The 20,358-nt window shown below is 67.7% G+C and carries 22 protein-coding genes; 15 read left to right on the top strand and 7 right to left on the bottom strand.

What is annotated here, in order from left to right; genetic code table 11:
* Positions 1–15: 15 nt before the first annotated feature.
* Positions 16–963, bottom strand: a complete 948-nt coding sequence (locus ACSDHM_RS09785) for a TIGR03571 family LLM class oxidoreductase (protein WP_334271165.1) — start codon at positions 961–963, stop codon at positions 16–18.
* An 11-nt stretch (positions 964–974) separates the two neighbouring features.
* Positions 975–1,778 (bottom strand): 2,5-didehydrogluconate reductase DkgB, encoded by an 804-nt coding sequence (gene dkgB / locus ACSDHM_RS09780; protein ID WP_439426922.1) that lies wholly within the window; start codon positions 1,776–1,778, stop codon positions 975–977.
* Between the two features lie 118 nt (positions 1,779–1,896).
* Here dkgB and ACSDHM_RS09775 point away from each other — a divergent pair, with 118 nt between their 5' ends.
* A complete protein-coding gene (locus ACSDHM_RS09775) occupies positions 1,897–2,799 on the top strand; it encodes a LysR family transcriptional regulator (protein ID WP_111007773.1) in 903 nt (300 codons plus the stop codon).
* Between the two features lie 381 nt (positions 2,800–3,180).
* On the opposite strand, the gene ACSDHM_RS09770 is transcribed toward ACSDHM_RS09775, so the two are convergent.
* Positions 3,181–3,657: a MerC domain-containing protein gene (locus tag ACSDHM_RS09770; RefSeq protein WP_151355310.1), complete on the bottom strand. Its 477-nt coding sequence runs from the start codon at positions 3,655–3,657 to the stop codon at positions 3,181–3,183.
* A 31-nt stretch (positions 3,658–3,688) separates the two neighbouring features.
* Between ACSDHM_RS09770 and ACSDHM_RS09765 the strand changes: the two genes are divergently transcribed.
* The 8 genes from ACSDHM_RS09765 (at position 3,689) to ACSDHM_RS09730 (ending at position 10,313) form a co-directional block, all read left to right on the top strand.
* Positions 3,689–4,222: a ZrgA family zinc uptake protein gene (locus ACSDHM_RS09765; RefSeq protein WP_072168804.1), complete on the top strand. Its 534-nt coding sequence runs from the start codon at positions 3,689–3,691 to the stop codon at positions 4,220–4,222.
* A complete protein-coding gene (locus tag ACSDHM_RS09760; RefSeq protein ID WP_061479410.1) occupies positions 4,219–4,914 on the top strand; it encodes an ATP-binding cassette domain-containing protein in 696 nt (231 codons plus the stop codon). The genes ACSDHM_RS09765 and ACSDHM_RS09760 overlap by 4 nt, the downstream gene beginning before the upstream one ends.
* Positions 4,907–6,160: an ABC transporter permease gene (locus ACSDHM_RS09755; RefSeq protein WP_072168803.1), complete on the top strand. Its 1,254-nt coding sequence runs from the start codon at positions 4,907–4,909 to the stop codon at positions 6,158–6,160. Before ACSDHM_RS09760 ends, ACSDHM_RS09755 begins: the two co-directional genes overlap by 8 nt.
* Before the next feature lie 2 nt (positions 6,161–6,162).
* Complete coding sequence (locus tag ACSDHM_RS09750; protein WP_072168802.1) at positions 6,163–6,714, top strand: DUF3299 domain-containing protein; 552 nt, start codon at positions 6,163–6,165, stop codon at positions 6,712–6,714.
* On the top strand, positions 6,704–7,324 hold the full coding sequence (locus ACSDHM_RS09745) for a DUF3299 domain-containing protein (protein WP_072168801.1): 621 nt from the start codon (positions 6,704–6,706) through the stop codon (positions 7,322–7,324). The genes ACSDHM_RS09750 and ACSDHM_RS09745 overlap by 11 nt, the downstream gene beginning before the upstream one ends.
* On the top strand, positions 7,324–8,070 hold the full coding sequence (locus ACSDHM_RS09740) for a hypothetical protein (protein WP_072168800.1): 747 nt from the start codon (positions 7,324–7,326) through the stop codon (positions 8,068–8,070). The genes ACSDHM_RS09745 and ACSDHM_RS09740 overlap by 1 nt, the downstream gene beginning before the upstream one ends.
* Before the next feature lie 148 nt (positions 8,071–8,218).
* The gene (locus ACSDHM_RS09735) at positions 8,219–9,751 is read left to right on the top strand and encodes an MFS transporter (RefSeq protein ID WP_088497545.1); all 1,533 of its coding nucleotides are present in this window, start codon (positions 8,219–8,221) and stop codon (positions 9,749–9,751) included.
* Positions 9,752–9,755: 4 nt separating this feature from the next.
* Positions 9,756–10,313 (top strand): TetR/AcrR family transcriptional regulator, encoded by a 558-nt coding sequence (locus tag ACSDHM_RS09730; RefSeq protein ID WP_072168799.1) that lies wholly within the window; start codon positions 9,756–9,758, stop codon positions 10,311–10,313.
* Between the two features lie 195 nt (positions 10,314–10,508).
* Here ACSDHM_RS09730 and ACSDHM_RS09725 read toward each other — a convergent pair whose 3' ends face one another.
* Entirely contained in the window at positions 10,509–11,390 is an 882-nt protein-coding gene (locus ACSDHM_RS09725; RefSeq protein WP_439426921.1) for an AraC family transcriptional regulator, read from the bottom strand.
* Between the two features lie 106 nt (positions 11,391–11,496).
* On the opposite strand from ACSDHM_RS09725, the gene ACSDHM_RS09720 reads away from it, so the two are divergent.
* Positions 11,497–12,033, top strand: a complete 537-nt coding sequence (locus ACSDHM_RS09720) for a carboxymuconolactone decarboxylase family protein (RefSeq protein WP_072168797.1) — start codon at positions 11,497–11,499, stop codon at positions 12,031–12,033.
* A 56-nt stretch (positions 12,034–12,089) separates the two neighbouring features.
* Here ACSDHM_RS09720 and ACSDHM_RS09715 read toward each other — a convergent pair whose 3' ends face one another.
* Complete coding sequence (locus ACSDHM_RS09715) at positions 12,090–13,088, bottom strand: TraB/GumN family protein (RefSeq protein ID WP_111007771.1); 999 nt, start codon at positions 13,086–13,088, stop codon at positions 12,090–12,092.
* A gap of 205 nt (positions 13,089–13,293) precedes the next feature.
* Positions 13,294–14,133: a formate dehydrogenase accessory sulfurtransferase FdhD gene (fdhD, locus tag ACSDHM_RS09710; protein ID WP_072168795.1), complete on the bottom strand. Its 840-nt coding sequence runs from the start codon at positions 14,131–14,133 to the stop codon at positions 13,294–13,296.
* Between the two features lie 244 nt (positions 14,134–14,377).
* Here fdhD and ACSDHM_RS09705 point away from each other — a divergent pair, with 244 nt between their 5' ends.
* From ACSDHM_RS09705 to ACSDHM_RS09695, 3 genes are all read left to right on the top strand, one after another.
* Positions 14,378–16,663, top strand: a complete 2,286-nt coding sequence (locus ACSDHM_RS09705) for an FdhF/YdeP family oxidoreductase (RefSeq protein ID WP_439426920.1) — start codon at positions 14,378–14,380, stop codon at positions 16,661–16,663.
* Between the two features lie 23 nt (positions 16,664–16,686).
* Positions 16,687–17,028: a hypothetical protein gene (locus tag ACSDHM_RS09700; protein ID WP_439426974.1), complete on the top strand. Its 342-nt coding sequence runs from the start codon at positions 16,687–16,689 to the stop codon at positions 17,026–17,028.
* A 116-nt stretch (positions 17,029–17,144) separates the two neighbouring features.
* The gene (locus tag ACSDHM_RS09695; protein ID WP_080376956.1) at positions 17,145–17,684 is read left to right on the top strand and encodes a DUF411 domain-containing protein; all 540 of its coding nucleotides are present in this window, start codon (positions 17,145–17,147) and stop codon (positions 17,682–17,684) included.
* A 116-nt stretch (positions 17,685–17,800) separates the two neighbouring features.
* Here the strand turns inward: ACSDHM_RS09695 and blaL1 are convergent, their stop codons facing one another.
* On the bottom strand, positions 17,801–18,670 hold the full coding sequence (blaL1, locus tag ACSDHM_RS09690; RefSeq protein WP_088497549.1) for a L1 family subclass B3 metallo-beta-lactamase: 870 nt from the start codon (positions 18,668–18,670) through the stop codon (positions 17,801–17,803).
* Positions 18,671–18,873: 203 nt separating this feature from the next.
* Here blaL1 and ACSDHM_RS09685 point away from each other — a divergent pair, with 203 nt between their 5' ends.
* Positions 18,874–19,140 (top strand): hypothetical protein, encoded by a 267-nt coding sequence (locus ACSDHM_RS09685; protein WP_439426919.1) that lies wholly within the window; start codon positions 18,874–18,876, stop codon positions 19,138–19,140.
* Positions 19,141–19,149: 9 nt separating this feature from the next.
* Complete coding sequence (locus tag ACSDHM_RS09680) at positions 19,150–20,322, top strand: low temperature requirement protein A (RefSeq protein ID WP_439426918.1); 1,173 nt, start codon at positions 19,150–19,152, stop codon at positions 20,320–20,322.
* The last annotated feature ends 36 nt before the right edge of the window (positions 20,323–20,358 follow it).

The following is a 20,358-nucleotide window of genomic DNA, read 5'->3' as shown; positions in this document are numbered from 1 at the left end:
AAGCTCCGGTAACTGTCAGGCCGTCGCGGCGGCGCCGGCATGGGCCGGGAAGCGCGGCAGCACGTACTCGGCGATTTCGTGGAAGGTTTCGGCCAACGGCCGTTCATTGCGGCGGAACTGCAGGCCGATGTGGTCGACACCGGCGGCCTGCATGGCATGCAGCTCGGCCAGCAGGGCGTTGCGGCCGCCGCGCAGGCCGAAGCGCCAGCGCTGCAGAGGGGCATCGGCATCGGGCACCAGGTCCAGATGGATGAAGCTGGCATACGGTTTGTTGCCGGCCACGGCGCGCCAGGCCGCCACGCGTTGCGCATGGTCCTGTGGCGTGCCCGGGTAGGCCAGGCAGCCGTCCATGTGCTGGCCGATCCACGCCGGTTGCTGCTGGGCCAGGCCGGCCACGAACAGCGGCAGGGCCGGGCCATCCGCGGGCAGCACGTCCAAGCCCTGCGGCAGGTGCGCGGCGGCGCCTTCGCGCAACAGTGCGATCTGCTCGCGGAAGCGGCTGCCACGGCTGTCGAAGTCGCGGCCGAACAGCGGGTACTCCACCGGGCGGTCGCCACTGGCCACGCCCAGCAGCAGGCGGTCGCCGCTGAGCCGCTGCACGCTGCGCGCCGACTTCAGGGTCAGCAATGGCTCGCGGATCGGCAGCACCACCGCACCGGTGCCCAGCAGGATCTGCTCGGTGATGCCGGCCAGGTAGCCGAGGTAACTGAACACCTCGAACACCTGCGCCGCATCGCCGAAGGCCGGGTCGTACACCGGCACGTCGCGTACCCACAGCGCACGGAAGCCGAGGCGGTCGGCCAGCCGTGCCAGCTCCGCATGGCGCTGCAGGTCCGGTTGGCCGGGCAGGCGTCGCGCGGCGCGTCGCGCCTGTTCGCCCAGCGGCGTCCAGTCATTGTCCAGCGGTGCTTCGATGCCGATGCTGAAACCCCCGGCCTGCAGCCGCGCCAACGCACTGCCCATGGCCAGGCTCCTCAGTCCCAGGCCGGGGCCAGGCCCGGCGGATCGACTTCGCGGCCGTTGCGGTCAAGCGCGGCGATCGCGGCCATGTCGTCGGCATCCAGGCGCAGGTCCTGGGCGAGCAGGTTGCTGGCCAGGTTCTCGCGCTTGGTCGAGGACGGGATGACCGCGTAGCCCCGTTGCAGCGCCCACGCCAGCGCGACCTGGGCTACGGTGGCCTGGTGCTTGTCGGCGATGGCGGCCAGCACCGGGTCCTTCAGCACCTTGCCGTAGGCCAGGGTCATGTAGGAGGTCACGGTGATGCCCTGATCCTGCAGGAAAGCAGTCAGTGCCGGGTTCTGCAGGTAGGGGCTCAGTTCGATCTGGTTGGTGGCGATCTCGCCGGCGCCGACCACCGCGATGGCCTGCCGGGTCAGTTCGATGTTGAAGTTGGACACACCGATCTGGCGGGTCAGGCCCAGCGTCTTGGCTTTGGCCAGCGCGGTCATGTACTCGCGCAGTTCAACGCCATTGCCCGGCGCCGGCCAGTGGATCAGCAGCAGGTCGACGTAGTCGGTGCGCAACTTGGCCAGGCTGTCGCGCAGGCTCGGGATCAGCTTGTCGACGGCGTAGTTGTCCACCCAGATCTTGGTGGTCAGGAACAGCTGGTCGCGCCGGACGCCGGATTCGGCGATGGCCTGGCCGACCTCGGCTTCGTTGCCGTAGATCTGCGCCGTGTCGACCGCACGGTAGCCGACGTCGAGGGCGTTGCGCACCGAGTTGATGACGGTCTGGCCGGTCAGGCGGAAGGTGCCGACGCCAAAGGAAGGAACGCTCATGATGGACTCCAGGGACTTCGTTGAGAGCCGGCGGGCTCGGGACAGGGCGAAGTGTGGGCGCTTTACATTTGTTGATTAAGCCGTGTATACGGGAAATGCTTTTGCAGCGAGGTAAATAATGAAAACCACCCTGGATGAGCTGAAGGCCTTCGTGGCGGTGGTCGATGGTGGCTCGATCACGGCGGCGGCCGAGGCGCTGGAGCTGACCATCTCGGCCACCAGCCGCACCCTGGCGCGGTTGGAGGACAAGCTGCAGACCACGCTGCTGCGGCGGACCACGCGCCGGCTGGAATTGACCGAGGAAGGCGCGGCGTTCCTGGAGTACGCGCGCACGATCCTGGCCACGGTTGACGAGGCCGAGGAACAGATGGCGGCGCGGCGGCTGCAGCCGGTCGGGCGCCTGCGCGTGGACGCGGCCACGCCGTTCATGCTGCACGTGATCGTGCCGCTGCTGGAGGGCTTCCGCGAGCGCTACCCGCAGGTGGAGCTGGAGTTGAATTCCAACGAGGGCATCACCGACCTGATCGAAAAGCGCACCGATGTGGCGTTCCGCATCGGCGTCTTGCGCGATTCGACCCTGCATGCGCGGCCGATCGGCCACAGTCGCATCCGCGTGCTGGCCAGCCCCGAGTACCTGCGACGGCACGGCACGCCTACGCGCGCGGAGCAACTGCGCGAGCACGACCTGCTGGGTTTCACCCAGCCCAGCTCCTTGAACGAATGGCCGCTGCAGGATGCCGATGGCGGGCCTTTCGTGATCGCGCCGGCCATCGCTTCATCCAGTGGCGAGACACTGCGGCAGATGGCGGTGGCCGGGCTGGGCATCGCCTGCCTGTCCGACTTCCTGACCGGCCAGGACCGGCGCGAGGGCCGACTGGTGCAGCTGTTGGCCAGGCAGACGCAGGAGGTGCGGCAGCCGATCAACGCGGTGTACTACCGCAACACCGCGCTGGCCGCGCGCATCACCTGCTTCGTCGACCATGTCACACAGACGCTCGGCCAGCGCCCGTTCGATGAATAAAGATCGGTAGAGCCGGCCGCTGGCCGGCTTCCCCATCTGCTGGATCACCGCCGCTGCCGGCCAGCGGCCGGCACTACCGGGTGCGCAACGGCGCGCATCACCTGTTTCGTCGACCATGTCACACAGACGCTCGGCCAGCGACCGTTCGAAAAATAGAGATCGGTAGAGCCGGTCGCTGGCCGGCTTCCCCATCTGCTGGATCCCCGCCGCTGCCGGCCAGCGGCCGGCACTACCGGGCGCGCAACGGCACGCCCTGTTTCGTCGACCATGGGGAGCAGACGCTGGGGCAGCGTCCGTTCGATGAATAAAGATCGGTAGAGCCGGCCGCTGGCCGGCTTCCCCATCTGCTGGATCACCGCCGCTGCCGGCCAGCGGCCGGCACTACCGGCGGTTGTGCAGCGCGCGCCGGTTTCCGATATGCGCGCATGCCAGCAGCACGCCACCGCTGGCTGTCGCCACGCCGTGCCAGAGCAGCGATTCCTTCAACGGCAGGTACAGCGAGGCCGACAACAGCAGGATGGCGCCGACGCACGCCAACCGCAGGGGGCACCAGTACCGATGCCGATACACCCCGGCCAAGGTACTCGCCAAGGCCAGCGAGGAGGCCAGCAGCGCGAACAGCCACTCCCAGCGCGACATCATCAGCAGCCATGTCATGGCGCCATGGCCGGGATGCTGGAACGAGCGCAGCGCCATCATCGCTGCCGGCACGAAGGCCAGCAGTAAGGGGAGGGCGATGCAATGGGCGGCGCAGGCCAGGGACAGCCAGGCACCGGCAAGATCGAAGCGGGGGTGCCAGCGTGCCGAACGTGGCGGCTGGGCCAGGGCCCTTGCGGGCGTCGTGGGGGTGTGGTCCATAATGTTACATAGTAACAACCGGGGGATCCCCATGAAGCGTTCTGCTGCTCTTTTCCTGCTGCTGACGGCCAGCACCGCGCAGGCCCATGACGTCCGCCAGTTGGGTGCGCATGTGCACGGCCAGGCCACCGTCGATGTTGCGCTTGACCAGCAGACACTGGAGTTCGCCCTGCAGGCCCCCGGCATCGGCATCCTTGATTTCGAGCGGCCGCCGGCCAATGCGGTAGAGCAGGCCGCGCTGGCGCGAGCGACTGCGCTGTTGAAGGGGGGCAGCTGGGTCACCCTGCCTACCGCGGCGGGCTGCCGCCTTTCCGGCAACGATGCCAAGGCCGAGGGCTTCGATGCGTCGGCTGCCGCGCCGCCGCCAGGCCAGCACCGGCACGCGGGGTTCAGCGCAACGCTGCAGTACCACTGCGCCAGGCCGGCCGAGCTGCGGGCCATGGTCGTGCGCCTGCCCGTACTGTTCCCGGGCCTGCACGAAGTGATCGTCAACAGCGCCACGGCTCGCGGCCAGAACCGCAGCGTGTTGACTGCGGACAACCTGCGCGTGGTGCTGGCACCGTGAGCCTGCGACCGGTGATCGCGTTGGATGGCGTGCAGTTCGGCTATGGCCGGCGCCTGGTGCTGGATGTGCCGCGGCTGTGGATCGAGCAGGGCAGCAGCGTGCTGCTGCGCGGGATCAGCGGTGGCGGGAAGAGCACGCTGCTGGGCCTGCTGGCGGGCGTGTTGCTGCCCGGCAAGGGCAGCGTGGAGGTCGCCGGCCACGCACTGCAGGCGATGCGTGGCGCCGCACGCGACCGCTTCCGTGCCGACCACCTGGGCGTGATCTTCCAGCAGTTCAACCTGCTGCCGTTTCTGAGCGTGCGCGACAACATCGCACTGGGCCTGCGCTTCTCGCGCGTGCGCAGCGCGCGCATCAGCGGCCCGGTGGATGCCGAGATCACCCGCCTGCTGCAGGCCCTGCAGCTGGACCCGGCGCTGATGCAGCGGCGCGCAGGCACACTCAGCGTTGGCCAGCAGCAGCGCGTGGCGGCGGCACGCGCCCTGATCGGCCGCCCGGCGTTGCTGCTGGCAGATGAGCCAACCTCGGCGCTCGATCGCGACGCGGCCACCGCGTTCCTGCAGCTGATGTCTGCGCAGTGCCAGGCGGCCGGCACCACGGTGCTGGTGGTCAGCCATGACGACAGCCTGGAGCGGTTGTTCGACCGCACGATTGCCCTGTCTCAGATCAACCAGGCAGGTGCCGGCCATGCTTGAGCTTGCCTGGGCCAGCCTGCGCAGCCGTGCCGTGAGCGTGGGCCTGACCGTGCTGGTCATCACCCTCAGCGTGGTGCTGTTGCTGGGCGTCGAGCGCGTGCGCACGCAAGCACACGAAGGCTTCGCCAGCACCGTGTCCGGTACCGACCTGATCGTCGGTGCGCGTTCGGGGCCGGTGAACCTGCTGCTGTACTCGGTGTTCCATATCGGCGACCCGACCAACAACGTGTCCTGGCAGTCCTACCAGGCGCTGTCCGCAATGCCGCAGGTGAAGTGGGCGGTGCCGCTTTCGCTGGGCGATTCCTGGCGCGGCTACCGCGTGGTCGGTACCAGCGATGCCTATTTCGAGCACTACCGCTACGGCGCCGGGCACGTGCTTGCATTTGCGAGCGGACGGCCGTTCGATGACCTGTATGACGTGGTGATCGGTGCCGAGGTGGCACAGGCACAGAAGGTCGTCCTCGGTGATGAGATCGTGCTGGCGCACGGCACCGGCGCAGTCACCCTGGCCAGGCACGCCGACAAGCCATTCCGTGTCACCGGCATCCTGCAGCGCACCGGCACGCAGGTCGACTCGTCGCTGCTGGTCTCGCTGGCGGCCATCGAGGCGATCCATGTCGACTGGCGCTCGGGCGTGCAGCTGCGCAGCCAGAGCGTCAGCGCCGAGCAGGCGCGTCATCTGGACCTGACCCCGACCAGCATCACCGCCTTCATGCTCGGCCTGAACTCGCGCATCGCGACGTTCTCGGTGCAGCGCAGGATCAACGAGTACCCGGACGAGGCGATGCTGGCGATCCTGCCCGGCGTGACGCTGCAGCAGCTATGGCAGTCGCTGGGTACCGCCGAGCGGGCGTTGCAGCTGATCAGTGCGATGGTGGTGCTGCTGGGCATGGTTTCGCTGGTGGCGCTGCTGGTCTCGACCCTGCAGGAGCGGCGGCGTGAGATGGCCATCCTGCGTGCCACCGGGGCACGGCCGGGTTACATCGCCGGCCTGCTGGTGGTGGAAGCGGTGGCGACCAGTGCGGTGGCGTGCGTGCTGGCCCTGTCGCTGCTGGTGGTCGCCAGCATTGCCGGGCGCGGCTGGGTACTGGCCACCTTCGGCCTGTCGATCACCCATGTCTGGCCGGATGGCCGCGAGCTGGCGTGGGTGGCGGGGGTGCTGGCGATCAGTGCGGTGGCTGGGCTGGTGCCGGCATTGCTGGCCTACCGGCGCACCTTGGCCGATGGCCTTTCACCGGGAGGCTGAGCATGCGCTGGATGCTGTCATTGCCGATGGTGCTGGCGCTGGCAGCCTGCGAGCGGCCGGTGGATACGGGCTTACAGGCCTTGCCACCCGCGCCGGTGGTCGACCGCGAGGACCCTGCAGGCGCTGCGGAGCAGGAGCTGGACTGGTTGCAGATGATGCCGAAGGATGAGCTGGCCGCGCTGGAGCGGGGCGAGGGCCCGGAGGTCGAGCACAACGGCAACCGGCGCATGCCGCAGTTCGGCACCTTCCGCACGGTGGACACGGTCCTGCAGCGACCGGTGCGCCTGCCAGGCTACGTGGTACCGCTGGCCAATGCGCAGGACGGGCGGCTGACCGAATTCCTGTTCGTGCCGTACTACGGCGCCTGCATCCACGTGCCGCCGCCGCCGCCGAACCAGATCGTGCACGTGGTGCTGCCGCGCCCGATCGAGATGCCGGACATGTACTCGCCGTTCTTCCTGGCCGGCACCCTGCGTGCCGAACGGCTGGATGACGATCTGGCCGGCTCGGCGTACACCATGCGCGATGCGGAGCTGAGGCCGTATGAACCGTAGCCCCCTTTTGCTCATGCTGGGATGCCTGTGGCTGGCGGGCTGTACGTCGCCGGGCGGCGATGCCGTGGCGGTCGTGCCGCAGGACAAGCCGGCGCCCTCCGCCACGGCCGAAGCCCCGATCGACCGTTGGGACGCGTTGCGGCCCGACGAAGTCACCTATCAGCGCCCGCCCCCGCAGATCGGCCTGTCACGCAATGGGATGGACGGCGTGGGCGGGCTGATCGACGACACCGGCTCGGGCACGCCGCCGGGGCAGGAGATCGACCATTCCAGCCCCGATCGCGCCAAGCAGTTCGGCTCCTCGCGCGTGGTCGATGCTGCCGATGGCCGCGCGGTGGACCTGGATGGCTACGTGGTACCGCTCGGCACCAACGATGCCGGTCTGGTGGATGAACTGCTGTTCGTGCCGTTCTACGGGGCCTGCATCCACGTGCCGCCACCGCCGCCGAACCAGATCATCCACGTGACCCTGGCGACGCCGATCGCGCTGGGCGATCTGTGGGATCCGTACCGGTTGGCCGGCCGCCTGCGGGTGAAGCGCTTCGATGCGGACATTGCCAGCGCGTCCTACGATGCCGCCGCGGCCACGCTGACGGCGATCCACAACTGATGCGGCGGCGCTGGGTCCTGGCTGCCGGGGTGCTACTGGGCGCAGTTGTGCTGCTGGTGTGGTGGCAGCGGCGGGCTGCACCCGCTGCGCCGCCGGAAGTCGCGTTCCCGGCACCGGCGTCCGATGCCCGCCAGCGCATCGAACAGCGCTTGGGCGATGACCACGCGTTTCGCAATGACGTGCTGTTCCTGCTCGCGGCAACAGTGCGCGACCGCTGCCAGCCGACGCAGGCCGGGCTGCTGGCGCGCATGGCCAATCGTGCGTCGTTGCCGGTGCTGGCGGCGGTCAGTGCGGTGACCCAGCAGGATCCAACGCTGGACCGGCCGATCTACCAGTACATCCAGCATCGCGCTGATGCGACGCCGTGCGGCCAGCCGCTGCAGATGCCGCTGGCCGGTGGGCGCAGCCTGGCGGTGGACATCGAGCAGTACGCGCGCACGTTCCCGGACAGCTATTTCGACCCGCAGCGCAGCAGCGAACCACGGGATTTTGGTGGGGTGTCGTTGCAGCAGCGGGCCGGCAATGCCTGCAACAGCGTGGTGTATTCGGTGTTGCCGCTGGGTGGCACCGATTGGCGGTGCAGCAGCCTGCGCGCCAATGCCCGGGCGCGGGTGCGCGGGCTGTGCGAGGACGAACTGCGGCGCCAGCATGGGAATACAGGTGGGGAGCTGGACATGGCCGTAGGGCAGGGCATGCAGGCGGCCGTGGTATCAGCCATCGCCGCGCTGCCGGAACACTGCCGGTGATGATCCCTGACACCGGCCACACTCGGCAGGCGCGGCGCGGCAACATGAACATTGGCCGGACCCCAATCTGAACCGGTGGTACAGTTTCCGTAACTATACCGGACATCCTGTATAGTTACGGTGGTACTTCATCCCATCAGGTTCTCCCATGGCTCTGTCCCAGCCCTTGGCCGGCGCTCCGGCCCTGTCGCGTGCCCGTCGGTGGGCACTGTTGTTCACCGTCGCCGCCGGCCTGCTGCTGGTCACGCTGGATAACTCGGTGCTCTACACCGCACTGCCCACACTGACTGGGGAACTCTCGGCCAGCGCCGGCCAGGCGCTGTGGATCATCAATGCCTATCCACTGGTAATGGCCGGCCTGCTGCTGGGGGCGGGCACGCTGGGCGACCGCATCGGCCACCGCCGCATGTTCCTGATCGGCCTGGTGGTGTTCGGCGTCGCCTCGCTGGCAGCGGCGTTCGCCGACTCCGCAGCACAGCTGATTGCCGCACGTGCGTTGCTGGCGGTCGGCGCGGCCGCGATGATGCCGGCCACGCTGGCGCTGATCGGCCTGAGCTTCCACGAAGAGCGCGAACGCAACATCGCCATCGCCATTTGGGGTTCGGTGGCCATCGTCGGTGCGGCGCTCGGCCCGATCATTGGCGGCTGGCTGCTGCAGCATTTCTGGTGGGGCTCGGTGTTCCTGATCAACGTGCCGGTGGCGGTGGTCGCCTTCGTGGCCACGCTGCTGCTGGCGCCGGAAGGACAGCGCGACACCTCGCGGCCGTGGGATCTGGTTTCGTCGCTGCTGGCATTGACGGCACTGTCCGGCCTGGTGCTGGCGATCAAGTCGCTGATCGCTACGCCGCCGTCGTATGCGCTGGGCGCGGGCGCGCTGCTGTTGGCTGTCACCAGCGGCGCAGCGTTCGCACGCCGCCAGCAGCAGCTGCCGTACCCGCTGCTGGACTTCGCTATCTTCCGTAATCCGGCGTTCCTGGCCGGCACGCTTTCGGCGGTGTTCACCCTGTTCGCGATGGCCGGCCTGCAGCTGGTCACCACGCAGCGCTTCCAGCTGGTGGCAGGTTTCACGCCGCTGCAGGCGGGCCTGCTGGTGTCGGTGGCGGCGCTGGGCAGCCTGCCCAGTGCGCTGCTGGGCGGCAGCATCCTGCACCGGGTGGGCCTGCGCCCATTGATCTGCGGTGGCCTGGCTACGGGCGCGCTGGGCGTCGGCCTGGTGGCGTTCGGCTTCCCGCACGGCCTCGGTTGGGTGATCGCCGGCATGGCGATCACCGGCTTCGGCATGGGTTCGGCCATCTCGGTGGCGTCCACGGCCATCCTCAACAACGTGCCGACGCACCGCGCGGGCATGGCGTCTTCCGTGGAAGAAGTGTCCTACGAGTTAGGTGGCCTGCTGGCGGTGGCGATGCTGGGCAGCCTGAGCGCGGCGATGTACAGCGTGTTCCTGCCGGTCTCGGCCGATATGCCCGCGCTTGCCCGCGAGGGTTTCACCCAGGCGCTGCATGCCGCGCGCGAGAGCGGGCAGGGTGATTGGTTCGCACTGGCTGCGGCGGCATATGACCGTGGCTACCAGAGCGTGCTGCTGGTGATCACGGCGGTACTGGCGCTGGGCGCGACGATCCTGGCGCACCTGCTGCGTGGCCGGGCCGGCAGCCGTGAGGGCGCGGCCGATCGCGTAAAATGACGCCATGAGAACCAGCAAGCGCGACCGCATCCTCGACGCCGCCGTCAACGTGATCAATCGTGACGGCGTGCGTGCGGTGACCTTCGAGTCGGTGGCGGCCGAGGCCAGGCTGACCCGCGGCGGCCTGCTGTACCACTTTCCCTCGCGCGAGGCGCTGCTGCGCGGGATCGACGAGTACCTGGCGCAGGCCTGGGAGGCGTCCATGGAAACGCTGCTGGGCAAGCGTGCGGACGAAGCCTCGGCGCTGGAGCGTTACCAGACCTTCGTGCGCGTGTCGGCCCAGAGCGCCACCCGTGCCGAACTGATGTTCATGCTCGAATCGGCCGACCCGGAGGCGGGTGAGCGTCCGTGGGGCCCGGCGGTTCAGCGCTGGGCACCGTCCGCGCCGGAGGCCGGGAATGTGGATCCGACGACGCTCGACAATTTCGTGGCGCGCCTGGCGGCCGACGGCCTGTGGATCTACGAGGCGATGTACGAAGGGCAGCTGGATGAAGGCGTACGTGCCCAGGTGGCCGAGCGCATCGCCGGGCTGCTGGCAAAGTCTGACGGCACGTCCAGTTGAGCGGCCAGCCGGCGCGCCGACATCGCCCGTGGTAGAGCCGACCGCGGGTCGGCAGCCCTTCGGTCAGGCCACGGAAATGCCGCTTCGATCGCCCGTGGTAGAGCCGACCGCTGGTCGGCTGCCCTTCGGTCAGACAACGAAAATCCCGCGCGTCGCGCGATAGTCGACCAGCGGCCGACTCCACCCCTCACCCATTTACCGAGCCTGCGTGGCGCTCGCGGCCAGCCACGCCCTGGGCGATGCCCCCAGCCGCTTGCGGAACGCCTTCGACAACGACGCGGTATCGGCAAACCCCACCTCGACCGCTACCTGCTTGACCGCCACGCCGGCCCGCAGCTGCGCGCAGGCCAGGCTCAGCCGCCAGTCCAGCAGATAAGCGGCCGGCGTCGCCTGCATCACCTCCTTGAACACTGCCGCGAATGCGCTGCGCGACATGCCGGCGGTCGCGGCCATCCGGGGCAGCGTCCATTCGTCCTGCGGTGCCTGGTGCATCGCCACCAGCGTGCGTGCCAGCCTCGCGTCGGACAGCCCGCGCATCAGTCCGTGACTGACGCCCGCTGCACCCGGGTGGTCGACCACCCAGCGCAGGATCTGGATCAGCGCCACCTCGAACAGGCGATTGGTCAGCAGCCGTGAACCGCAGCGCTGGCGATCGGCCTCGGCAAACAGCAGCTGCAGGGTGTCATCCAGTTCGCCGATGGCCGCCAGCGGTACTACCATCACCGGTGGCAGCGACTGCACGATCGGATTGCGCGCACCGCCATCGAAATCCAGCGTGGCGCAGGTGAAATCCGGGCCATCCAGCGGCGCGTTGAAGAACACATGGTGCAGCGGCTGCGGGTACAGCAGCAGGCTGGGTGTGTCGATCTTCAGCCGGGGCAGCGCGATATCGCCGTCGGGATGGCGAACTTCCATTTCACCCTGGCGCAGGATGTGCAGGAACGCACGACCGGGCTGCGGCTCGAAGACATGCCGCCCGCACAGCGGGCCACTGTAGAACAGCGCCGCCTGCACCCGGAAGCGTTCCAGCAGGCAGGAGAGTCGATCTGGCGCAGGGGCGGCGGCGGGCATGCTCATGGACGTATGGACAACATGTATGGCGAATTACGACTGATGCGTCCGGCGAGTCTACCTAGGATGAGCGGGTCGTCCAATCCCGGGCGCTTTCCCAAGGAGATCCACCATGTCCCGTGTCCCCCTGATCGATGCCGCCAACACCACCGCCGACCGCCAGGCCCTGCTGGGCCAGGTCCACGCCGCTTTCGGCGCCACCCCGGCCATGTTCCGCGCCGTGGCCAACTCGCCGGCCGCCCTGCAGAGCATGTGGGGTTCGTTCGGCGCGCTGGGCGGCGGTCGCCTGTCGCCGCTGCTGGGCGAGCAGATCGCCGTGGCCATCGCCAACCGCAACGCCTGCGAGTACTGCCTGGCCGCGCACACCGCGCTGGGCCGCAAGGCTGGTGCCAGCAGCGAGCAGATGGCGGCCGCGCAGATCGGCCAGTCCAGCGACCCGGCCACTGCGGCGGCGCTCGACTTCGCGTTGAAGGTGGTCGAGCAGCGTGCGCAGATCGCCGACGGCGACGTGCAGGCGCTGCGCGCGGCTGGCTTCGATGATGAGCAGATCGTGGAGATCCTCGCGCATGTGGCGCTCAACCTGTTCACCAACTACGTCAACGTGGCGTTCGACGTGCCGGTGGACTTCCCGAAGGTCGCGCTGCGCTGAGTGCAATTGCTCCGGGCAGCAGAGTGCTGCCCGGACTCAGGCCCGCAGCTCAGTGGCTACGCCGGCTGGAAGCTGAAACCGCGTTCGCGCAGCGCTCTGATGTAGCCATTCCCGTCGAACGCATCTGCAATATCGAGCATCGCAAGCGTGGTTGATCTTCCCGCAGTTACGGTTTCCACTGCGCTGAGCCAGGCCTCGCGTCGAAGCGTGTCCAGCTCGTTGCTGCCAGTCGCTGTCACGTGCATATCCATAGGCACGTCATGCCCACACATGCCAAGGGCATTGCCCTGCGCCCAGGCCTTGGACTGAACACGGGCGGTATCGTGAAGGCGACGGAGTCGTTCGACCTGCACCGCAAACCGTGTCGTGTCATCCAGTGCAGGATGCGGTTTACCGCAGTCGTCAGCTGCCGCGATGTCGATAGCCAGTTCAGTGCGCGGCACGAAGTAGCGCGCTCCACCCGCGCGTCCTATCCTGCGCAGCTCCTTGCAGAATGCCTTCGGCGACTCCAGCCGATGCCTGGCCATGACGGCCTTGCGCAGCGCTCTGGCCGCGAAGTGGGGACGCAGGCGTTCCAGCTCGATTGGATCGATTCCGCACTCATTCAGTGCCGCTTGCCATTCTGCATGGACGTCCGCCGGCAGAACATCCTTCAGGGTCAGGTTGTCGGGATTGTGGTGGATGGTTTCGGCTTCAGACACCGCGCGGGCCAGTGTGAACAACGCGCTCAGTCCCGAGCCCTCCCATCTGCCGGTGATGTCCACCTTCGGCCGGCCCAGAATGGTGTGCGCAACCGCGGCAATGCGTCCTGCTTCGCCCGTCACGCATCGCATCGATCCGGGTAGCGCGGTGGGGACGGGCAGGATCCACAGGTGGGCCTCTTCACGCCTTGCCTGCCAGAGCGCCGGACCTTCTGCACGGATCGTGGGGGGAGGCAGGGCATCCGTTACCTTGGTTCCGCGGCTTCCGGAAGCCGGCGCACCTGCCAACGTACGGTGCACGGAAACATCAAGGGAAACCGACAGCAGTGAACGTGGTTGCCGGGCAGCCGACATGGGGAACTCCAGAAAGGACCATGATGAGTGTCCTCGATGGTGCGTGGCGCGCCGATTGTCGGCTATCGGACTACGACGATTTCGCCTTGGCTGGGCGAGGGGCCCGGAAGCCGTTGCGGTAGAGGCGACAGTTAATCGACTGCTCGTCCTTCAGGTGCCCGGAAACCTCGCGCCACGAGTGATAGTCGACCCTACGCAGCGGAGATTACCGGTCGTCCGCCTGCAACCGGTCCGGATGGGTATACACATTGAACCCGCTCTCCCGCGCGAACCCGACCAGGCACAGGCCGGCACTGCGGGCCAGGTCGATCGCCAGCGCGGTCGGCGCCGACACTGCCGCCAGCACGCTGGCGCCGGCGCGCACCGCCTTGCTGACCATTTCGTAGCTGGCCCGGCTCGAAATCACCAGCAGGCCGCCTTCGATGGCGTGTTCGTTGTGGTGCAGCGCACCGATCAGCTTGTCCAGTGCATTGTGGCGGCCGACGTCCTCGCGTACCCAGCCGATGCGCCCACTGGCGTCGGCCCAGGCCGCGGCGTGGATCGAGCCGCTTGCCGCATTCATCGGCTGGTGCTGCGCCAAGGTGGCCAACGCCCGCTGCAGGGCGGTGGCGGAATAGCTGCGGCGCTCGCGGATCTGCGGCAGTGGGCGCAGCACTTCTTCCAGCTGGCGCGTGCCGCACAGGCCACAGCCACCACGGCCGGGCAGCAGGCGCCCCTTGTCGGGGTCGAGGTTTGCGCCGGGCGCAGCCTCGTCCACGGTCATCTGCAGCTCGATGCCTTCCAGCTGTGGGTGGATATCGATCGACAGCAGCTGCGAGGGCGCGCTGATCAGGCCTTCGCTGAGCGAAAATCCGAGTGCGAAGTCCTCCAGATCACAGGGTGTGGCCATCATCACGGCAAAGGCGGCATCGTTGTAGCGCAGCGCCACCGGCACTTCCTCGGCCACCACGTCGACCCGCTGCTGTTGCGTGCCGCCGCGCCAGCGCTGCAACGGGCGTTGGGCGGTGCCGGCAGGCGGGGTGTGCGGCGGGATCGAATCAGGCATGCAGCGCGTCCGGACAAGGGAGAAACGCGGGCGGGCCACCGCCTGCGGTTTCGAGGATAGCGCAGTGGTCGCGCGCAGACGCGGCTGTAACCGTTGCCATGGCAGGTTGTGCTGAAATCAGCCTGTGCCCTCTGGCGAAGCGCCGTGGGCCGTGCTTGACTGTGCGGCTGGCCGTGCCACTGAATGCACCGCCGGACCGCGTTGTGCCGTTCGTTGCTGCGTTCCTTCCGCCAGGTTCCCGAACATGTCCGAGCAGAAACCGCCGCGTTACAAGCCCTACAACCAGCCCGCCGGAGGCTGGGGTGCCGCCGGCGCCACGGCCAAGGTGCTGCTGCAGCAGAGTGTGATCGGCAAGGGGTCGAAGGCATTGCTGGCGATGAACCAGCCCGGTGGCTTCAAGTGCCCCAGCTGTGCGTTCCCCGATGCCGACGAACGCAGGAAGCTGGAGTTCTGCGAGAACGGCGCGAAGGCACTGGCCTGGGAAGCTACGGAGTTCCGGTCCGGCCGCGAGTTGTTCGCCCGGCATACCGTGACCGAACTGATGGCGCAGACCGACTACTGGCTGGAGATGCAGGGCCGGCTGACCGAGCCGATGCGCTACGACGCAGCCACCGACCACTATGTGCCGTGCAGCTGGGAAGATGCCTTCGCACTGATCGGTCGCCACCTGCAGGCGCTGGACAGTCCTCACCAGGCCGAGTTCTACACCTCCGGGCGCACGCCCAACGAAGCGGCGTTCCTGTATTCGATCTTCGTGCGCGAGTTCGGCACCAATAATTTCCCGGACTGCTCGAACATGTGCCACGAGCCGACCAGCCGCGGGCTGCCGCCGGCCATCGGGGTGGGCAAGGGCACAATCGTGCTGCAGGATTTCGAGCACGCCGAGGCCATCTTCGTGATTGGCCAGAACACCGGCACCAATTCGCCGCGGATGATGAGCAACCTGGTCGAAGCACGCAAACGCGGCATCCCGATCGTGGCGGTCAATCCCATGCCCGAGCGCGCGCTGATCCGCTTTGCCGAGCCGCAGGACGTGGTGCAGATGGCCACGTTCGGCTCGACCGCGATCACCAGCGAGTTCGTGCACATCCGCATCGGCGGCGACCTGGCCCTGATCAAGGGCATGATGAAGGTGATGTTCGAGCGTGAGGCACAGGGCGAGCGCGTGCTCGACCATGATTTCCTGTCGGAACACACGGTGGGCCTGGAGGCGCTGCGCGAAGACGTGATGGCGCAGGACTGGGACCAGATCGTGCAGGTGTCCGGCATCTCGGAGGCGCAGATCCGCCGATGCGCAGAGATCTACATCCGCTCCAACGCCACCGTGATCTGCTACGGCATGGGGCTGACCCAGCACCAGTATGGCTCGCGCCTGCTGCAGCAGGTGGCCAACCTGCTGATGTTGCGCGGCAACTTCGGCAAGCCCGGTGCCGGCATCGGTCCGATCCGCGGACATTCCAATGTGCAGGGCGACCGCACCGTCGGCATCGACGAGAAGCCCAAGCCGGCCTACCTGGACCGCGTGCAGCAGGTGTTCGGCTTCGATCCGCCGCGTGAGCATGGTCACCACGTGGTCGAGTCGATCGAGGCGATGCTGGCGGGCAGCGCCAGGGTTTTCATCGGCCTGGGGGGCAACTTCATTCGTGCGGTGCCCGATACGCCGCGTGCGTACGAGGCGATGCGTGGGCTGGACCTGACCGTGGGCATCGCCACCAAGCTCAATCGAGGTCATCTGGTTCATGGCCGCGATGCGCTGATCCTGCCGGTAGTGGCGCGCTCGGAGCGCATCGTCACGCCGGCCGGCGAGCAGTTCGTCACCATCGAAGACGCGATGTCGAACGTGACCGCCTCACGCGGCGTGCTCGAGCCGGTCAGTGCCGATGTGTTGCCCGAGGTCGAGATCGTCTGCCGCATGGCGATGGCCACACTGCCGCACAGCAAGGTCGACTGGATGCGCTGCATGCACGACTATGCCTCCATCCGCGCGCTGATCGCTGCCGTGTACCCGGAGATCTACGCCGGCTTCAACGAGCGCATCCAGCAGACGCATGGCTTCCACCTGGACATTCCGCCGCGCCGCCGGGTGTGGCCCACGCCCAACGGCAAGGCCAACATCCTGGTGATGCCCGGCCTGGACGTGGACGATCCGGTGCACGATCCGGACATGTTGCGGTTGGCCACCGTGCGCTCGCATGATCAGTACAACACCACCATCTACAGCTACAACGATCGCTATCGCGGCGTGTACAACGATCGCATGGTGCTGTTCATGAACATCGAGGACCGGCTGGCGCGCGGGCTGGAGAAGGAGGCGCTGGTCAGCCTGGAGACGATCAGCGGCGATGGCGTGCAGCGCCGCATCGAGGGCCTGACGGTGATGGACTACCCGATGCCGCGCGGCGCGCTGGCCGGTTACTACCCGGAACTGAATCCGTTGCTGCCGCTGGACTACTACGACCGGATCAGCGGCACACCCGCAGCGAAGTCGATCCCGGTGCGGATGCGGGCGATGGCGGCGGCGATTGCGTGACGCGCATCGGCTATCATCGGCGGGTGAACCTGCCTGACCTGCTGCTGCGATGGATGCTGCTCGTTACCCTGGTGCTGAATGCACCGGCGCTGGCGCTTGCCTCGTCTTCGTACGGCGGGTCGGGCAACCAGGATCACTGCGCTGCACCGCACGCGGCTGCGCTGGCGGCAGCCGGCTGCTGCGATGATGCGGCCCGGGCGGCCTGCCAGAGCGGTGAGTGCGAATGCCCGCCGGCCTGCCTTGGCATGCTGGCCACGTTGAGCGGAACGCCCGCCTCGCCGTGGCGCGAGGCACCTGTAGCCGCGCGCTCCCAGCAACGCGCATCGCCGCCGATGCCGGACCCGTTGCGTCCCCCCATCGTGTGATGTCCTGCAGGCGCTCAAGCGCCTGCCATGCCTGTTCGACTTTTTCTCGCCTCTGCCTGCGCCTTCGATGCGCGGGCGGCGGGCCGCGTTGTCCGCCTCTGCAAAGGAATTACTCAATGAACCGTACTCTCTCCCTCGGCCTGCTGCTGGGCACCGTGCTGACCACGACTGCCTGTGCACGTGCCGCCGAAGAATCCGCCGCCGCACCGATCGCCAGCGCAGCACCGGTGGCACCGATCCAGGCCGGCCCGGCCAAGGTCGATCCGGTCTTGCCGGTGGCCATCGTGCACAAGACCGCCAGCTGTAGCTGCTGTGGCATCTGGGTCGACCACCTGAAGGCCGCCGGCTTCCAGGTCGAGGTGCGCGACACCGATGACATGAATCCGATCAAGGTTCGCCTGGGCGTGCCGGTCGGCAAGGCCTCCTGCCATACCGCCGAGATCGGCGGGTATGTGGTCGAGGGCCACATCCCGGCCGAGGACATCAAGCGCCTGCTGGCCGAACGCCCGGCCGCGCGCGGGCTGGTACTGCCCGGCATGCCGGCCGGTTCGCCGGGCATGGAAATGCCGGATGGCTACGTGCAGCCGTACACCGTCGAGCTGGTGCGCAACGACGGCAGCACCGAGCCGTTTGCCCAGCACGGGCAGGGTGGCTGATGGACGGCGGGTGCCGGTTGTCCTGACCGGCACTCTTCGACGCGTCCTGTGGATAGCCGAGCCTACGCTCGGCTGTTGTCGGCCGGCAAGCCGAGCATGGGCTCGGCTCTACAGGATCAGCGTGCCGTGGCCGTTTCCTTGGCCAGCTGCGCGTCGAACTTCTTCTCTGCCGCATCCGCGTAGGCTTTGCAGCTCAGTACCTTCTCGCTGGCGTTGCTGCCAGCAGCATAGTTCCAGTTGCTGGCGCCCGGATGCGGGGTCAGCAACAGGTCGCAGGGCAGGCCGCGCACCGTAGCGAAGCTGCGTCGGTAGTCCTCGACCAGGCGGGGATAGCGGACATTGCCCTGCAGCTGGTAGCCCGGCGCGCTCAGGCTGTCGGCATAGGCGATGCGCACCGGCTTGCCATCGCGCGTATCGGTCCAGGTCCAGGCGGTGCTGCCCGGGGTGTGCCCGGGCATGAAGTGGGCGGTGAACTCGATGCCACCCACCGTGACCACTTCGCCATCCATGATGATGCGGTCGGTGCTGGCCGGCGGAAAGGTGATGCTGTCGCCAAAGTGCAGGTCGTTGCTGCCGCCGCGCGCCAGCAGCACCGCTGATTCGGCGTTGGCTACCACCATCGCACCGGTACGGCGCTTCAGTTCTGCCACCGGGCCCGCATGGTCGGCATGCGCATGGCTGAGCAGGATCAAGCGCAGGTCCTGCGGCGCCACGTCGCGCACCTTCATATTGCTGATGAGGTGGCTGGCCATCTGCGGCATGCCGCCGTCGAGCAGCACCGCGCCGTCGGCGGTCTGCACCAGTAGCGCGGTCAGGTCCTCAGTGCCGATCTGCCAGGTATGGTCGGCGATCTGCAGCGGCGCCATCGGCTGCAGCCAGGATGGGTCTACGGTGTAGGCCTGCAGCTGTGGCAGCGGTGTGTCGGCGGCAGTGACATCAAAGGCAAGTGTGGCAGTCAGGGCAAGGGTCGTCAGGCAACGGCGCATGGCGGAGAGGGGTCTGGATAGGGTCGGATGAAGCTAGCACGTACCCTGGACGGCCCGTTTCGCGAATAACTCATGGCTGCCATAAGGTTCGCCGCAGCCGATGCCGGGATTGTTCGCTTGCTCTGGACTGTGAATCCATCTCCACGGGCTGTTGCGCACAATCGGCCGGGGCTAGCCTGTTCCCAGGCTCAAGGAGGTGGACCATGCATGTGCTCATGGTGATGCTCGGCGGCGTGCTCCTGCTGGGCGTGTTCCTGCTGTTTGGCCGTCTCTGGAGCGTGGGCACCTCGCAGCTGCCCACGGCGCTGATCGCCTTCATCGCTACCTGGCTGCTGGTGGCCATGGCCAACATGTGGGTGGGGGTCAGCAAGGCCGGTTACGCCGTACGCGAGGAGTTGCCGATCCTGTTGCTGGTGTTTGCCGCGCCGGCGTTGCTGGCCGGTTTCCTGTACTGGCGCTTGGCGCGCTGAAGGAGTTCCATGCGTACCCGACTGCGCTTGCCCGCGCTTCGCCACCGCGACGGCCACCATGCCCGCGTGACCTACGAAGAACTGTTCTTCGATCTGGTCTACGTATTCGCGGTCACCCAGCTCAGCCACCATCTGCTGCACCACCTGGACCTGGCCGGTGTACTGCAGACGCTGGTGCTGTGGTTCGCGGTCTGGCTCGGCTGGCAGTACGCGTGCTGGGTCAGCAACTGGTTCGACCCGGAGGCGCCGCGCATCCGCGGCCTGCTGTTCGCCACCATGCTGCTGGCGTTGTTGATGTCCTCGTCCATTCCCGAGGCGTTTGCCGATCGTGCGTGGATCTTCGCCGGGGCGTACGCCACGATGCAGGTCGGACGCACCGCGTTCGTGCTGCTGGAGGTCGGCCGGAGCCATCCGTTGGCACCGAACTTCCGCCGCATGCTGGCCTGGGTCAGCGTGTCGGCCTGCTTCTGGCTGGCCGGCGCGGCGGCCGAGGGCAACCTCCGCCTGGCATTGTGGGCGGTGGCGGTGGCCTGCGAATACATCTCGCCGATGTTCGGCTTCGCGTTCCCGGGCATGGGTCGTTCGCACAACCGCGACTGGACTATCGAGGGGGGGCACCTGGCCGAACGCTGCCAGTTGTTCGTCATCGTCGCACTGGGCGAGACGTTGCTGGCCACCGGTGGCGTGCTCAGCGACGTCGAGCATTGGAGCCTGGAAGTGGTTTCAGCGGTGTTGGCCACCTTCGCCGGCACGATTGCCATGTGGTGGCTGTACTTCGGCATCTCCAGCCGCGATGCCACAGAGGCCATCACCCACGCCGAAGACCCCGGACGGATGGGCGCCAACTTCCACTACGTGCATGCATTGCTGATCGCCGGCATCATCGCCACGGCGGTGGGCAATGATCTGGTCATGGACCATCCGGGGGTGGCCGTCACCACGGTTTACGCCAGCGTGATGGTGGCAGGCCCGCTGATCTATCTGCTGGGCAGTGCCCTGTACAAACGCGTGGTCTATGGGCACGCGCCGCGCTCGCATCTGCTGGGCGCGGTGGCGCTGCTGGTGCTGGGGCTGATGCTACCGCACGTGCACCTGCTGGCCGCCGGATGGCTGACCAGCCTGGTGCTGCTGGGCGTGGGGCTGCTGGATACGCGATTGAAGCGCCGCTTGCAGCGGGCGTGACCCGTTGGGTCCGCCCACTGCTTCAGCCTTCACGGA

Origin of the sequence: Stenotrophomonas sp. T8, assembly GCF_051853085.1 — a bacterium.
GTDB lineage: Bacteria > Pseudomonadota > Gammaproteobacteria > Xanthomonadales > Xanthomonadaceae > Stenotrophomonas > Stenotrophomonas sepilia.
The sequence above is the reverse complement of the archived record's forward strand: the minus strand, read 5'-3'. Positions and strand labels throughout refer to the sequence as shown.